Annotated in this window: 12 protein-coding genes; 4 read left to right on the plus strand and 8 right to left on the minus strand. The window is 70.1% G+C overall.

What is annotated here, in order from left to right; all coding sequences use genetic code 11:
* Window positions 1-15 precede the first annotated feature (15 nt).
* Window positions 16-276: a WhiB family transcriptional regulator gene (locus tag EUA93_RS00945; RefSeq protein WP_129397955.1), complete on the minus strand. Its 261-nt coding sequence runs from the start codon at window positions 274-276 to the stop codon at window positions 16-18.
* A gap of 159 nt (window positions 277-435) precedes the next feature.
* Here EUA93_RS00945 and cofD point away from each other — a divergent pair, with 159 nt between their 5' ends.
* The 4 genes from cofD to EUA93_RS00965 all read left to right on the plus strand — a co-directional run bounded on the left by cofD (window position 436) and on the right by EUA93_RS00965 (window position 3,936).
* Window positions 436-1,458 carry a 2-phospho-L-lactate transferase gene (gene cofD, locus EUA93_RS00950; RefSeq protein ID WP_129397956.1) on the plus strand — a complete coding sequence of 341 codons (1,023 nt, stop codon included), beginning with the start codon at window positions 436-438 and terminating at the stop codon, window positions 1,456-1,458.
* Window positions 1,455-2,363 carry a coenzyme F420-0:L-glutamate ligase gene (gene cofE, locus EUA93_RS00955; RefSeq protein WP_129397957.1) on the plus strand — a complete coding sequence of 303 codons (909 nt, stop codon included), beginning with the start codon at window positions 1,455-1,457 and terminating at the stop codon, window positions 2,361-2,363. The genes cofD and cofE overlap by 4 nt, the downstream gene beginning before the upstream one ends.
* Window positions 2,364-2,444: 81 nt before the next feature.
* Window positions 2,445-3,185 carry a DUF3105 domain-containing protein gene (locus tag EUA93_RS00960; protein ID WP_129397958.1) on the plus strand — a complete coding sequence of 247 codons (741 nt, stop codon included), beginning with the start codon at window positions 2,445-2,447 and terminating at the stop codon, window positions 3,183-3,185.
* A gap of 19 nt (window positions 3,186-3,204) precedes the next feature.
* Window positions 3,205-3,936 carry a TIGR03089 family protein gene (locus tag EUA93_RS00965; RefSeq protein WP_129397959.1) on the plus strand — a complete coding sequence of 244 codons (732 nt, stop codon included), beginning with the start codon at window positions 3,205-3,207 and terminating at the stop codon, window positions 3,934-3,936.
* Window positions 3,937-3,951: 15 nt separating this feature from the next.
* On the opposite strand, the gene EUA93_RS00970 is transcribed toward EUA93_RS00965, so the two are convergent.
* From EUA93_RS00970 to EUA93_RS01000, 7 genes are all read right to left on the minus strand, one after another.
* Window positions 3,952-6,681 carry an FG-GAP-like repeat-containing protein gene (locus EUA93_RS00970; RefSeq protein ID WP_129397960.1) on the minus strand — a complete coding sequence of 910 codons (2,730 nt, stop codon included), beginning with the start codon at window positions 6,679-6,681 and terminating at the stop codon, window positions 3,952-3,954.
* A gap of 262 nt (window positions 6,682-6,943) precedes the next feature.
* Complete coding sequence (locus tag EUA93_RS00975) at window positions 6,944-7,750, minus strand: ABC transporter ATP-binding protein (RefSeq protein ID WP_129397961.1); 807 nt, start codon at window positions 7,748-7,750, stop codon at window positions 6,944-6,946.
* A complete protein-coding gene (locus EUA93_RS00980) occupies window positions 7,750-8,718 on the minus strand; it encodes an ABC transporter permease (protein ID WP_242497189.1) in 969 nt (322 codons plus the stop codon). Before EUA93_RS00980 ends, EUA93_RS00975 begins: the two co-directional genes overlap by 1 nt.
* Entirely contained in the window at window positions 8,715-10,721 is a 2,007-nt protein-coding gene (locus EUA93_RS00985; protein WP_129397962.1) for a glycosyltransferase, read from the minus strand. Before EUA93_RS00985 ends, EUA93_RS00980 begins: the two co-directional genes overlap by 4 nt.
* A complete protein-coding gene (glf, locus tag EUA93_RS00990; RefSeq protein WP_129397963.1) occupies window positions 10,718-11,926 on the minus strand; it encodes a UDP-galactopyranose mutase in 1,209 nt (402 codons plus the stop codon). Before glf ends, EUA93_RS00985 begins: the two co-directional genes overlap by 4 nt.
* A gap of 49 nt (window positions 11,927-11,975) precedes the next feature.
* The gene (locus EUA93_RS00995; protein WP_129397964.1) at window positions 11,976-12,896 is read right to left on the minus strand and encodes a glycosyltransferase family 2 protein; all 921 of its coding nucleotides are present in this window, start codon (window positions 12,894-12,896) and stop codon (window positions 11,976-11,978) included.
* Window positions 12,893-13,822 carry a glycosyltransferase family 2 protein gene (locus EUA93_RS01000; protein ID WP_242497190.1) on the minus strand — a complete coding sequence of 310 codons (930 nt, stop codon included), beginning with the start codon at window positions 13,820-13,822 and terminating at the stop codon, window positions 12,893-12,895. The genes EUA93_RS00995 and EUA93_RS01000 overlap by 4 nt, the downstream gene beginning before the upstream one ends.
* Window positions 13,823-13,849 lie beyond the last annotated feature (27 nt).

Here is a 13,849-nt window from a genome sequence, read left to right on the forward strand (position 1 = left end):
AAAAAGTCGATCGGCTCAGCCGACGGCGCTCTTCTTGAGCTTGCGGCGCTCGCGCTCGGACAGGCCGCCCCAGATGCCGAAGCGCTCGTCGTTCATCAGTGCGGACTCGAGGCAGTCGTCGCGGACCTCGCACGTCAGGCAGACCTTCTTGGCCTCCCTGGTGGAGCCGCCCTTCTCGGGGAAGAACGCCTCGGGGTCCGTCTGCGCGCACAGTGCGCGGTCCTGCCAACCGAGGTCCTCCCCCTCGGGCTCGAGGAGAAACAGCTCTGTCCTCATGACCTTCGCCTCTTTTCGACCCTAGTGATGCTGCGACCCGCGTCGTCGTCCCGAAGGCGTCTCAGAACTGAACGACACTGTGGGAATTACATGCCTGTCGTGCACCGCAAGTCAAGCCCGGATCTGATATGGCCATTCCGCTTCGGGCAGGCTTGTCCTATGTCATCATCCGCATCCACGCTCAGCCGTATCACCGTCCTGTCCGGCGGTGTCGGCGGGGCCCGGTTCCTCCAGGGACTCCTCCACGGCCTCCGCACCGGCGCGGTGCCGGGCGGCTCCGCCGACACCGAGGTCACCGTCGTCGCCAACACCGCCGACGACTGGTGGATCCACGGCCTCAAGGTCTGCCCCGACCTCGACACCGTGATGTACACCCTCGGCGACGGCATCGACGTCGAGCGCGGCTGGGGGCGGCGCGAGGAGACCTGGAGCGCGAAGACCGAGCTGGAGGCCTACGGCGTGGAGCCGACGTGGTTCGGCCTCGGCGACCGCGACATCGCCACCCACCTCGTCCGCACCCAGATGCTCGAGGCCGGCTACACCCTCTCCCAGGTCACCGAGGCGCTGTGCCGCCGCTGGCAGCCGGGCGTGCGGCTGCTGCCGATGAGCGACGACCGCGTCGAGACGCACATCGCCGTGGCCGACCCCGACAGCCCGAGCGGGCGCAAGGTCATCCACTTCCAGGAGTACTGGGTACGGCTGCACGCCGAGGTCCCGGCCGAGGCCGTGCTCGTCGTCGGCCAGGACGCCGCCACCCCGGCACCCGGCGTGCTCGAGGCGATCACCGACACCGACCTCGTCGTGCTGCCCCCGTCGAACCCGGTCGTCTCGGTGGGCACCATCCTCGGCGTGCCCGGCATCCGCGACGCGGTCCGCGGCACGCCCGCTCCCGTGGTGGGGGTCTCCCCCATCGTCGGCGGCACCCACGTGCACGGCATGGCCCGCCAGATGCTCACCAGCGTCGGCGTCGAGGTCAGCGCCGCCGGCGTCGGCACCCACTACGGCGCCCGCTCGCACGGGGGCGTCCTCGACGGCTGGCTCGTCGACGAAGGTGACGCCGCCGAGGTCGCCGCCCTCGAGGAGGCCGGGCTCCGGGCGCGCGCGGTGCCGCTGATGATGTCCGGGCCCGACGCGACCGCGGCGATGGCTGCCGCCGCCGTCTCGCTCGTGGCGCCGCAGTGAGCCACCTCGAGGTCTGGGCGCCCGACGGGCTCCCCGAGGTCCGCCCGGGCGACGACCTCGCCGGGCTGGTGCTCGGTGCGTGCGACCTGCGCGACGGTGACGTCGTGTCGGTCACCAGCAAGGTGGTCAGCAAGGCCGAGGGCCGCACGCGCGGGGGCGACCGCGAGGAGGCGATCGACGAGGAGAGCCTGCGGGTCCTCGCGCGCCGCGGCCCGACCCGGATCGTGCGGCACCGGCTCGGCCTGACGATGGCGGCGGCCGGCGTCGACGCCTCCAACGTCGATCCCGGCACGATCGTGCTGCTCCCGCTCGACCCCGACGCCTCGGCGCGGTCCCTGCGACGCGAGCTGCTGGCCCGAGGTGGGGTCAACGTGGCCGTGGTCGTCACCGACACGGCGGGCCGTGCGTGGCGTGAGGGCCAGACCGACATCGCGATCGGGGCCGCCGGGCTCCGGGTCGCCGAGGACTTCGCCGGGCGCACCGACGGCTACGGCAACCAGCTCGCCGTCACCCTCCCCGCCGTCGCCGACGAGCTGGCGGGAGCGGCCGAGCTCGTCCAGGGCAAGCTCGGTGGCCGTCCCGTCGCGGTGGTCCGCGGTCGGCGCGACCTCGTCCTGCCGCCCGGCGAGGACGGCCCCGGCGCCACCTCCCTCGTCCGCCCCGAGGGCGCGGACCTGTTCGGCTGGGGCGCCCGCGAGGCCGTCGTACGTGCCCTGGCCGGGGACGACGACGACCGCGTCCCGTTCGGCGCGAGGTCCTCGCCCGAGGAGCTCGCCGCGGCCCTCGTGCGGCTGCCGGACCCGAACGACCCCACCGCCGTCGCGGCGGTCCGCTTCGCCCACGGGTGGCTGCCCGCGGACGCGCGGGGGGACAGCGACTGCGACGGATCACCGACCACTACGTAGACTCTGCCAGCGCAGCACCGGCGTACCCGTCTGTTCCGCGCCGTCCAGCGACGATCCAGCGACCGAGAGACTCCGAGCACCGTGGCCAAGAAGGCAGCAAAGACCGACCGTCAGGCGGTCATCGACTCCATCCGCTCCCAGCAGTCGAAGCGGGAGAACCGCCGCGGCCTGGCGATCGTCGGCGTGTGCGTCACGGTCGCGGTCGTGATCATCGGCGCGGCCGCGTTCAAGCCCGTCAAGGACTGGTACGACCTGCGCTCCTACGCCTCGGACTCCCTGAGCGACATCGGCGCCAAGGCCTCGGTGTGCCAGAAGGTCACCACCAAGGCGGCCGAGGGCAACCAGGACCACGTCGAGGTCGGCACGCCGATGACCTACCCCGACGCCCCGCCGGCCTTCGGCCAGCACTGGAACATGTGGGACACGATGGACCGCAAGCTCTACACGGTCTCCGACCGTCCCGAGCTCGGTGAGCTCGTCCACAACCTCGAGCACGGCTACACGATCCTCTGGTACGACAAGACGATCCAGGACAGCTCCAGCAAGATGGACGTCCTGCGCGGCATCGCCTCCAAGCTCCAGGGCACGACCAACCTGCGCGACAAGTTCAAGGCCGTGCCGTGGGAGTCCAAGGACGGCAAGGCGTTCCCCAAGGGCCAGCACGTCGCCTTCACGCACTGGTCGGTCGGCGGCGTCGGCGAGACCGATGCCTCCAAGCAGGTCGGCGTGTGGCAGTACTGCTCGGACCTCAGCGGTGCCGCCCTCGACACCTTCATGACCGACTACCCCTACATGGACTCCCCGGAGCCCACGGTCGTCTGAGGCCGAGGCCTCTCCCCCCATGAGCACCTTCGCCGAGGTCCTCGCCGCCCAGCTGCGGCGGGATCCCGGGCGTCCGCTGGTCACCTTCTACGACCACGCCACCGACGAGCGCGTCGAGCTGTCCGTGACGACGTACGCCAACTGGGTGGCCAAGGCGTCCGGGCTGCTGACCGACGTGGCCGACCTCGAGCGCGGGATGACGCTGCGCGTGGACCTGCCCCCGCACTGGCTCTCGACGGTGTTCCTCGGTGCCGCCTGGACGATCGGGCTGCGCGTGACGACGTCCGCTGGGCCCGACGCGGTCGTGTGCGGGCCCGAGGGCCTCGACACGTGGTCGGCCCGCACCGGTGACATCCCGGTGCTGGCGTGCAGCCTGCGACCCCTCGGCACCCGCTTCGCCGAGCCGCTGCCGAGCGGGGTCCTCGACGTCGGCGTGGAGATCTGGGCGCAGCCCGACGGGTTCGCCGCGTGGGACCCGCCCGGCGAGGACGACCTCGCCACCGACGACCTCACCCAGCGCGAGCTCCTGGACCCGGCGCGGCACTCCACGAACGACCTGACGGCCGCCGTCGGGAGCTCTCTCACCGACGGCGGCCGTCTTCTGTCGGTGACGGACCCGGCTTCCCCACCAGGAACCGCCACCTTCACCGAGCCCCTCGTGAGAGGTGGCTCGCTGGTCCTCGTCCGCCATCCCGACCCGGCTCGCCTCGACGGCGTGTACGACGCCGAACGGGCGACTGCCCGGGCCTGATCGCGGCCCCTGCGCCTAGCCGGCCAGGTCGTAGCCCTCCAGTCCACCGAGCAGGCGCGGGCTGGAGACGCCCGACCTGCGGCCCGAGAAGACGTACGCCGTCCCGGTCGCGCGGTCGCGGACGATGTAGTCGAGCGTGCCCTTGAGGGTCATCGGCTGCACCCCGAACACCCAGTCGAAGGCGGACAGGTCGGAGGGGAGCCCGGCGGGCGTCGGCAGCTTGCCGCCCTTGACCACGGCCGGCGCGGCGAAGCCCGCCCCGGTTCCGGTCCAGACCGACAGCGAGCCGCCGGTGGGCGTGCCGACCAGGTCGGGGATGCCGTCACCGGTGACGTCGCCGACCGCGGTGAGGCCGGACACGACGCCCCAGCCGTCGCCGAGCAGCGTCGGCTGTGCGAGCGTGCCGTCGCCCCGCCCGGCGTAGAGGAAGAGCTGGCCAGCCGTGTTGCGGCCGAGCACGTCGCCGAAGCCGTCACGATTGACGTCGCCGGCGTTGAGCAGGACGTCCATCCCGGCGAACGAGACGCCGGTGTCCACCGGGGCGCCGAGCTCGTAGGTGTCGCGGTTGGCGACGACGACGAGCTGCTTGCCGGCGATGCCGATGAGGTCCGCACCGGGGCCGTCGACGAGGTTGGCGGCGGTGATGCCGCGCATCGTCTTGAGGTTGGACGCCGGCCCACGGGCGGCGCCGAAGGTGCCGTCGCCGTTGCCGGGCATCAGGAGCATGTTGCCGGAGCTGTTGCGCACCACCAGGTCGGGACGACCGTCGCCGTTGAAGTCGGCGGCGACGACGCGGTTGACCTTGCTCCAGCTGCCGGCGACCCGTCGCGGCGCCGCGAAGCGCCCGGTGCCGTAGCCGGTCTGGAGGTAGAGCCGGTTCTTCGTCCGCAGCAGCAGGTCGGCACGGCCGTCGCCGTTGACGTCGCCGGCACCGATGATCTGCTTGTGGTCGCCGTAGCCCTTGCGGGTGACCTTGCGGGCGAAGCCGCCCTTGCCGGTCCCGGTGAGGACGACGAGCCGGCCCTTGAAGCGGGCGACCAGGTCGTTGCGGCCGTCGCCGTTGATGTCGCCGACGGCGGTCACGAGCGAGTAGCCGCGCAGCTTCAGCTTGCGGACGGTCTTGCCGAACTTGCCGTTGCCGCGACCCTCGCGGATCCGGACGACGCCCGCCCGGTCCACGGTGACCAGGTCGGCGACGCCGTCGCCGGTGAGGTCGGGCGAGACCAGCACGTCGGCGGTCTTGTCCCAGCCCTTCTGGCCCACGACCGTGCGCTTCTGGAAGGACGTCAGGCCACCGGTCGGGATGACCAGGCCACGGCCGTCGGAGGCGCGGCGGACGACGAGGTCGGGGTACGGCGACGCGTCGAGGTTGTTCTGCGGGTCGGGCGCGGAGATGGCCACCGGCGTGGGTGTGGTGACGACCGGCGCGGCCTGGCTGGCGTACGTGCGGATCAGCGGGATCTGCGCGTAGAGGTACTTGCCGGGGCAGGCGGTGGAGCCGGCGTCGCGGTGGCCGTTGATCGCCGCGAAGGTCTTGCTGCCGATCTTCTGCGACATGGACGCCGGGTCCACACCGCTCAGCGAGAGCTTCCACGCGAAGAGCTGGCCGTAGGCGCGCAGCATCGCGTCACTCGGCTGGACGACGTCGTAGTTGCCGATGGCCGACATCGCGAAGGAGTACTGGTTGTAGTTGAGCGTGTGCGCGCCGACGACCGGCTTGTCGATGCCGCCGTAGCGGCCCTCCCAGATCCGGCCGAAGCGGTCGACGAGGAAGTTGTAGCCGATGTCGCTCCAGCCGCGGGACTTCACGTGGTAGGCGTAGATGCTGCGGATGATCGCCGGCACCTGGTCCTCGGTGTAGTCGTTGGCGTTGACCGTGTGGTGGACGAAGCCGCCGTTGATCGTGCCGTAGCGCAGCGAGCCCTTGTTGCGGATGCTCTCGTCGGCACCCCACTGGGCCCGGGAGAAGATCGTGGGCTGCGCGGCGGTCTTCGCCTTCGCGTTGGTGGTCGCGGCGCGGAGGCTGAGGCCGTCGGACCGGTCCTCGGAACCGCCCATCAGCGAGCCCTGCTCGGCGTACTGCTCCTCGGCGGACCCGGGCTGGTCGGCCGGGGCCTCGGTCTCGCTGCCCGCGGCCGAGCCCGGGTCGACGAGGGCGAGGGACAGGTCGTCGGGGAGCGTGGCGCCCCCGGCGGTCCTCGCCTCGACCTGCACGTCGTCGACCTCGCCGACGAAGGTGGGCTCGGTGCCCGGACGCGCCGTCGCGTCCTCGGCGCTGCCCGGGTCGGGGCCGTGCTCGTCGTGGTACTCCAGGTCCTCCCAGGCACTCCACTCGTCGCCCTCGCGGGTGCGGACGCGCAGCGTGATCTGGTCCTCCTCGAGGTCCTCCCCGTGCTGCCAGGTGACGCCGATGGCGGAGAAGCCGGTGACGGCCTGCGGCTTGCTGACCACGCGCGCCTCGGTGGCGCCGCCGGCGACGGTGCGACCCGTCAGGCCGGCGAACCCGCCTCCAGCGCCGGTCAGCGGCACCTCGGTCACGGTCGGCGTCACGGCCTTGAGCGGCACGGTCGCCGACATCAGCTCGGCCGGAGCCGGCCTGCCGGCACCCGAGGACTGCTGGCCGGGGTGCTCACCGACGATGTCGAGCGAGACCACGCCGGAGGCGGGCGTCAGCACGACGAGGACGACACCGAGCGCCAGCACCTGCTGGCAGAGGGTGACGAGACGGGTCTGGAGAGGTCGCATGAAGAATCTCTGTTCCTGTGTGGGGGAAGGTCACACAAGGCAGAAGTTCACACCAGTCACACCAGTCACGGAAGAGTTTCTGAGTAACTACAACGCTGTAATTTCCAGCCGACACGCCGTTACATCGGTGTCATTCTCATCGATTCTGGCAGATCTGGCTGCTGAGCGGTGAGTGAGCCACATTTTCGGGCGCGACGAAGTGGCTCACGCACCGACGGCGCGCGTCGGCACGACCTGACGCCGAGCGGCGACTGCTGGCCGGTCAGATGTCGGAGGCGAGGGCCTCGTCGCGCTCGTCGACGTCGTCGCCCTCGTCGTCCTCGTCACCGTCGTAGTGGAGGAACTTGATGGCCTCGTCGACGTCGCCGTCGAAGCCGACCTTGCCCTTGTCGAGGACGATCGCGCGGTCGCACATCTTCTTCACCGAGCCCGCGGAGTGGCTGACGTAGAACATCGTGATCCCGGACTCGCGGATCTCCTTCATGCGCTTGAGGCACTTGCGCTTGAAGGGCCGGTCCCCCACCGCCAGGACCTCGTCGGCGATGAAGATGTCGCAGTCGACGTGGACGGCCACGGCGAAGCCGAGGCGGGCGAACTGGCCCGAGGAGTAGTTGCCGACCGGCATGTCGAGCTGGAGGCCGACGTCGGCGAAGGCGGCGATGTCGTCGAACTTGGAGTCGATCTCCTCCTTCGTCATCCCGAGCATCGCGGCGTTCATGTAGATATTGTCGCGGCCGGTGAGCTCGTTGTGGAAGCCCGCACCGGTGGCGATCAGTCCGGAGATCCGGCCGCGGGTCAGCACCTGGCCCTCGTCGGGCACCATCACGCCGCTGACGAGCTTGAGCAGCGTCGACTTCCCGGAGCCGTTGAGACCCATCAGGCCGATCGACTCGCCCTGCTTGACCTCGAAGGAGACGCCGTCGAGGGCCTTGAAGGTGCCCGTGGACGACGGGGCGTCGGAGGCGGCGGCACGCTTGCGGCGGTCCGGGCGCAGCATCTGCTTGAGGGTCCGCTGGTACTGGTAGCGGAAGGACTTGGTGACGTTGTCCACCACGATCGAGGTCGTCATCAGAGGCGCTCCGTGATCGACTTCTCGAGCCGGGCGAAGACCCACTGCCCGACGACCAGCAGGACCAGGCCCACGGCCAGCATGACGAACCCGCGGGTGTAGAGGTGGTCGGCGAACTCCGGCGCGGGGACCGAGCCGGTGCCGGCCTCGTTGGGCATCATCGCGCAGGGGCCGTCGCAGGTGGGGTACCAGAAGCCGCGCTGGATGAGCTGGACCGCTTCGGCGACCGGGTTGGAGATGTAGATCTCGTGCCAGATCCCGCCGCCGAACCGGTCGTAGCTGATCCAGTAGGGGTACATCATCGGCACGCTGAACGGGATCATGTTGATGAAGGTCTGCACGATGCGCTGGAAGTCGCGGAAGAGCACGTTGATGCACGAGAACATCAGTCCGAACGCCGTGCCGTAGACCATCACCAGGACGAAGCCGAGCAGGGCCGCAGCCATCCCGACGACGTCGGGGACCCAGAGCGGTCCGCCGCCCCAGATCCCGGTCGCGACGCAGGCGACGACGAGGATGATCAGCTGCGGGATCGCGTGCCACAGCGACACCAGCATCGACGCGACCGGGAACATCTCGCGCGGCATGGCCATCTTGGTGATGACGCCACGGTTGGAGAGCAGCGACCGCGTGCCCGCGGTGACCGACTCGGTGAAGTAGTTGACCAGGACCATGCCCGCGAACAGGTGGATCGCGAAGTTCTGGATGCCGAGCCCGCGGCCCAGCAGCAGCCCGAAGACCACGTAGAACGTGACGAAGCGGGTGAACGGGTTGATGTAGGACCACAGCAACCCGAACGCCGTACCGGCGTAGCGCGCCTGGATCTCGCGGCGCACCAGGAGCCGCAGCAGGAAGCGGCGCCGGAAGACCTCCAGCACCCCCGACGTGCGCGAGGGCGGTGCCAGCGGGACGTGCGCGAGGTCGTGGCGCTCCTCGACCGTGCGCGCGTCAGTGCTCGCCTGGCTCACGCACCCTCGCCCTCGGTCGGGTCCGGGGCGTCGGTCCAGGGCGCGAAGGTCTTCTCCCACGACTCGGGCGAGGTGATCTCGCCGAGTGCGTCGCGGTACTGCTGGGCCAGCTGCGGCCACTCGCGGTTGAACCGGCGGTGGATGTCGATGGTGCGCTTGAGCAGGTCGCGGTAGTGCTCGGGGTCGCGCTTGTAGAGGGCGACCGAGCTGCCGTCGTTCATGGAGACCACGGCCGAGTCGTACTTCACGAGGTTCCACCACTTGGCGTCCATGGCGGTGAGCTCGGTCTCGGGGTACACCCCCGCCGTCTCGCGCACGGGACGGAGCTGGCGGATCGGGGCGAGGGCGGCCGCGATGAGGGTCGACTTGCGGCCCGGGATCTCGATGTCGGACTTGCCCTTCTTCGGCGGCTTCTTGCGTCGGACCGGGGGCAGGTCGTCCCGGTCGAGCAGGAGCTGCGCGTCGGACCACTGCTTGCGGAAGGCGTTGATGTCGGCGAGCTTGGTCGCCAGCTCTCCGTGCAGCGCGTGCGGGCCGCGCAGGACGTCCTCCATCGCGAGGTGGCGCAGCTCGGCGGTGGAGTACTGCAGCGACGCGAGGTGCTTGATCTGGTGGTTGAAGCTCTCGCGCACCATGCGGCCGCCCCGCTCGTAGGGCGAGTGCAGCAGCGCCGCGATGATGCGGTTGCGGTGGTGGAAGTACGACTGCCAGTCGAGGCCGTCGTTCTTGTCGGTCCACGGCACGTGCCAGACCGCGGCTCCGGGGAACGACACGGTCGGGTAGCCGGCCTGCTTGGCGCGGAGGCCGAACTCGGAGTCGTCCCACTTGATGAAGACCGGCAGCGAGAGGCCGATCTCCTCGAGGACCACCCGCGGGATCAGGCACATGAACCAGCCGTTGAAGTCGACGTCGGCCCGCTTGTGCAGCCAGCGCGACGAGCGCAGGTTGCGGGCGCCGAAGTCCCACTGGGAGTAGCCGTCGAGCCGGGTCTGCCACCAGAAGCGCCACGGCTGGACGATCTCGCCGAAGGAGTGCAGCTCGGCGCGGCTGTAGAGGTTGAACATGTGGCCGCCGACGATCGTCGGGCGCTTGGCCAGGTCGCCGAAGGTGACCGCGCGGATGATGCCCTCGGGCTCGCAGACGACGTCGTCGTCCATCATCATGGCGTACGTCGCGGTGCCCTTGCGCACGCTCTCGAGCTGGCCGCGGGCATAGCCGCCGGAGCCACCGAGGTTGCCCTGCACGATGACCCGGAGCTTGTCGCCGAGGCCCTTCCTCGCGGCGGGGAAGTACTCGCTGTCGGTGACCTTGTCCTTGCCCTGGTCCATCACCATCACGGTGTCGAGGTAGGGCTGGAGCTCGGCGGTGTCACCGAGCTGGGTCAGCAGCTGGGCGCTCATGTCGGGCAGCATCGTGGTGATGCAGACGTCGACGGTGCCGTGCTCGACGCGGTCGGCCGGGACCTCCGCGGTCCACTCGGCCTCCTCGACGATGGCACCGTCGTCGCCGGCGACGACGTCGTACCAGTACCACCCGCCGTCGACGAACGGCTTGAGGGTGAGGTCGAAGGTGAAGGTGCCGCCGTCGCCCTCCACCACGGCGATGTCGACGCGCTGGGAGTGCCCGCGCGCCATCGACTTGTAGACGGTGACGACCGAGCCGTCCCCGGTGACCGAGACGGTCAGCTGCACCTCGTCGACGATCGTGTGACGGCGCCAGTAGGACGCCGGGAAGGCGTTGAAGTAGGTGCCGAACGACAGCAGCTGCGACGGCTCGAGCCGCAGCGCGGTGCGCGAGCGGATCTGGTCGGGGTGCAGCTTGCGGCCGGTCGAGGTCGACTGGCGGATCGCGGCGTTGTTGAGGTCCTTGGCGGCCTTGTCGCCGCCGACCGCGTCACGGTCGGTGTCGAGCTTGGCCTCCTCGAGGTCGACGTAGAGCGGGAAGACGTCGGTGTCGCGGTCGATCGGCAGGATCTGCCGCTGGAGCAGACGGGTGGTGGTCATGCGTCGATGCCTCCGGACTTGAGCTCGGCACCCTCGGCGAAGTGGGGCTTGAGCTTGTTGTCGTACATCGACAGCGCGGCACCGATCGCCATGTGCATGTCGAGGTACTTGTAGGTGCCGAGCCGGCCGCCGAACAGGACCATCGGCTCGGCCGCGGCGAGGTCGCGGTACTTCAGCAGCTTGGCACGGTCCTCGGCGGTGTTCACCGGGTAGTAGGGCTCGTCGCCCTCCTCCGCGAAGCGGCTGTACTCGTGGACGATCACGCTCTTGCCGGGCAGGTGGGTCTTCTCCCGCTCGGGGTGGAAGTGCTTGAACTCGATGATCCGCGTGTAGGGGACGTCGCCGTCGTTGTAGTTGACGACGCCGGTGCCCTGGAAGTCGTCGGTGTCGACGACGCTCTCCTCGAGGTCGACGGTGCGCCACGACAGGCGCCCCTCGGAGTTGCCGAAGTACTCGTCGACCGGGCCGGTGTAGACGATCGGGACCTTGCCCTTGAACTCGTCGGCGACCCCGGTGGCCGGGTCCAGGAAGTCGGTCTCGAGGCGGACCTCGATGTTCGGGTGGTCGGCCATCTTCGAGAGCCACGCGGTGTAGCCCTCGGTCGGCAGGCCCTCGTAGGTGTCGCTGAACCAGCCGTTCTGGAAGGTGTAGCGCACCGGGAGGCGGGTGATGATGTCCGCGCTCAGCTCGGTGGGGTCGGTCTGCCACTGCTTGCCGGTGTAGCCCTTGATGAAGGCCTCGTAGAGCGGGCGGCCGATCAGGCTGATCGCCTTCTCCTCCAGGTTCGACGCCGACGCGGTGTCGAACTCGGAGGCCTGCTCGGCGATGAGCGCGCGGGCCTCGTCGGGGGTGTGGGACTTGCCGAAGAACTGGTTGATCAGCGCGAGGTTGAGCGGCAGCGAGTAGACCTGCCCCTGGTACTTGCCGAACACCTTGTGCCGGTAGTCGGTGAACGAGGTGAACCGGTTGGCGTACTCCCACACCCGCTCGTTGGAGGTGTGGAAGAGGTGGGCGCCGTACTTGTGCACCTCGACGTTGGTCTCCGGGTCGCGCTCGCTGTAGGCGTTGCCGCCGAGGTGGTGGCGGCGCTCGAGGATCAGCACGCGCAGGCCGAGCTCCTCGGCGCAGCGCTCGGCGATCGTGAGACCGAAGAGGCCGGCGCCGACGATGACGAGGTCCGGGAGAGGGGTGGTGCCCTGGGACAAGGGAGGAACTCCTGTGGTTGGAAGGCGCCCGGTGAGAGGCTGCTCGAGTCTAGCGAGGGGGCAGTGCCGGATCGGTGAGGCGCCGCATGCCCCGCGCCGAGGCCATGGCCCGGATCACGTTGCGCGCCTCGGCCCGTCCTCCGCGCACCGGGCTGAGCAGCACGACGGCGAGGGTGATGAACCACGGCTTGAGCCTGACCAGCGCGTTCTCCCCGTGGCGCAGGTGCACCACGAAGAGGTTGCGGTACATGTAGTAGCCCTTCCACCCGGCGAGGTCGTGCTGCTGGTTGAAGTCGAGCTGGCGCACCAGGACGGCGTCGCGCACCGCCCAGATGTGGTGGCCGGCCTCGCGGGCGCGGATGGCGTAGTCGGCGTCGTCGTAGAAGATGAAGAACGAGGGGTCGGGGAAGCCGATCTCCTCGATCACCCGGCGCCGGCACATGAAGCCCTCGAAGGCGACGTTGTGCACCTCGACCCGTTCCGGCATCGACGCGCGGTCGGCGTACGTCGAGTCGACCGAGGCGCGCTTGGGCTTGACGGCGAGCGGGTTGCGCAGGTCGAAGTCGATCGCGGCCTTCTCGACCAGGGCACCGGAGAGGTCCTCGCGCACGGCGATCAGGCAGTCCTCGTCGACCGCCATCAGCGTCGCGAGGCAGTCGGGGGCGGGCACCACGTCGTCGTCCATCAGCCAGACCCGGTCGTAGCCGCCGTCGTACGCCGCCCGCACGCCGAGGTGGAAGCCGCCCGCGCCGCCGAGGTTGGCCTCGGTCGTGGTCACGTGGAGCGGCAGGTCGGTCCGCGCGTCGAGGACCTCGCGCGTGTGGTCGGTGCTGACGTTGTCGACCACGATGATCGCGTCGGGGCGCCGGGTCTGGGCGGCCAGGCCGTCGAGCATCCCGACGAGCAGCCCGGCGCGGTTGTGGGTGACCACGACGACGGCGACGGTCTCGACCTGTCCGGGGGTCGTCACGACAGGAACCTCCGGTGGCCGTCGAAGTCACCAGCGAGGCCGGCGCGCATCGCACCGGCCGACAGGCGCAGGCGCGAGAGGCTCGGCCGGGTGAAGGTGTAGAACCACGCGGTCTTCACCACGAAGGCGATCGCGTGCAGCGGGCCGCGGTAGTCACGGAGGTTGACCAGGTTGTTGCGCGCCATGCAGTAGTGCTTGAGGTCGCTGGGCGAGTCGTTGTAGGTCGTGCGGCCGAACATCATCGGGGTGCCGAGGTTGCCGACGCTCGGGTGTCGGACCGTGGCGGTGACGACGGTGGCGACGCGCGCACCGGCCTCCTCGGCGCGGAGCCGGTACTCGTGGTCGTCGCCCCAGATGAAGAACTCCTCGCGGGGCAGCCCGATCCGGTCCACGAGCTCCTTGGTCACGAGCACGCCGTTGAAGGGGATGACGATCCCGTCGATGCGGTCGCGTCGGGCGGCACGGCGTACGTCGTCCACCGCGTGCACCACGCGGGTGCCTCCGGGCAGCCGGATCGGGAACACCAGCCGGTCCGGGTCGGCCTCGTCGACGACGAGCGGGCCCCAGAAGTCGAGGTGGTCGGTCTCGAGCAGCAGCTGGTCGAGGCAGTCGACGTCGGGCAGGCCGTCGTCGTCCATCAGCCAGACCAGGTCGGCCTCCTGGTCGATCGCCCAGGCCAGGCCGTCGTGGAAGCCGCCGGCGCCGCCGCGGTTGGTGGAGAGCGTGCGCGAGAGGAGCAACACCTCACCGGCGTGGCCGCGCGCGGCGAGCCACTCCCCCGTGCCGTCGGACGAGGCGTTGTCGATCACCATCACGGCGGCGAGGCCCTCGATCTCGCCGAGCCGGTCGACCAGCTTCTCGAGGAGGCCGAGGCGGTTGAAGGTGACCACGACCGCGATGATGCGGGGCAGCGGTCCGGTGGTCACGGCGTACACACTAGGGGCGAGCCCGTC

The sequence above is a fragment of the Nocardioides oleivorans genome (assembly GCF_004137255.1).
Taxonomy (GTDB): Bacteria; Actinomycetota; Actinomycetes; order Propionibacteriales; family Nocardioidaceae; genus Nocardioides; species Nocardioides oleivorans.

What these genes read in the sequence shown, in the direction of transcription:
- EUA93_RS00970 (WP_129397960.1), bottom strand. Translation starts at nt 6,681, where the DNA reads ATGCGACCTCTCCAGACCCGTCTCGTCACCCTCTGCCAGCAGGTGCTG.
- EUA93_RS00965 (WP_129397959.1), top strand. Translation starts at nt 3,205, where the DNA reads ATGAGCACCTTCGCCGAGGTCCTCGCCGCCCAGCTGCGGCGGGATCCC.
- EUA93_RS00945 (WP_129397955.1), bottom strand. Translation starts at nt 276, where the DNA reads ATGAGGACAGAGCTGTTTCTCCTCGAGCCCGAGGGGGAGGACCTCGGT.
- EUA93_RS00985 (WP_129397962.1), bottom strand. Translation starts at nt 10,721, where the DNA reads ATGACCACCACCCGTCTGCTCCAGCGGCAGATCCTGCCGATCGACCGC.
- cofD (WP_129397956.1), top strand. Translation starts at nt 436, where the DNA reads ATGTCATCATCCGCATCCACGCTCAGCCGTATCACCGTCCTGTCCGGC.
- EUA93_RS00975 (WP_129397961.1), bottom strand. Translation starts at nt 7,750, where the DNA reads ATGACGACCTCGATCGTGGTGGACAACGTCACCAAGTCCTTCCGCTAC.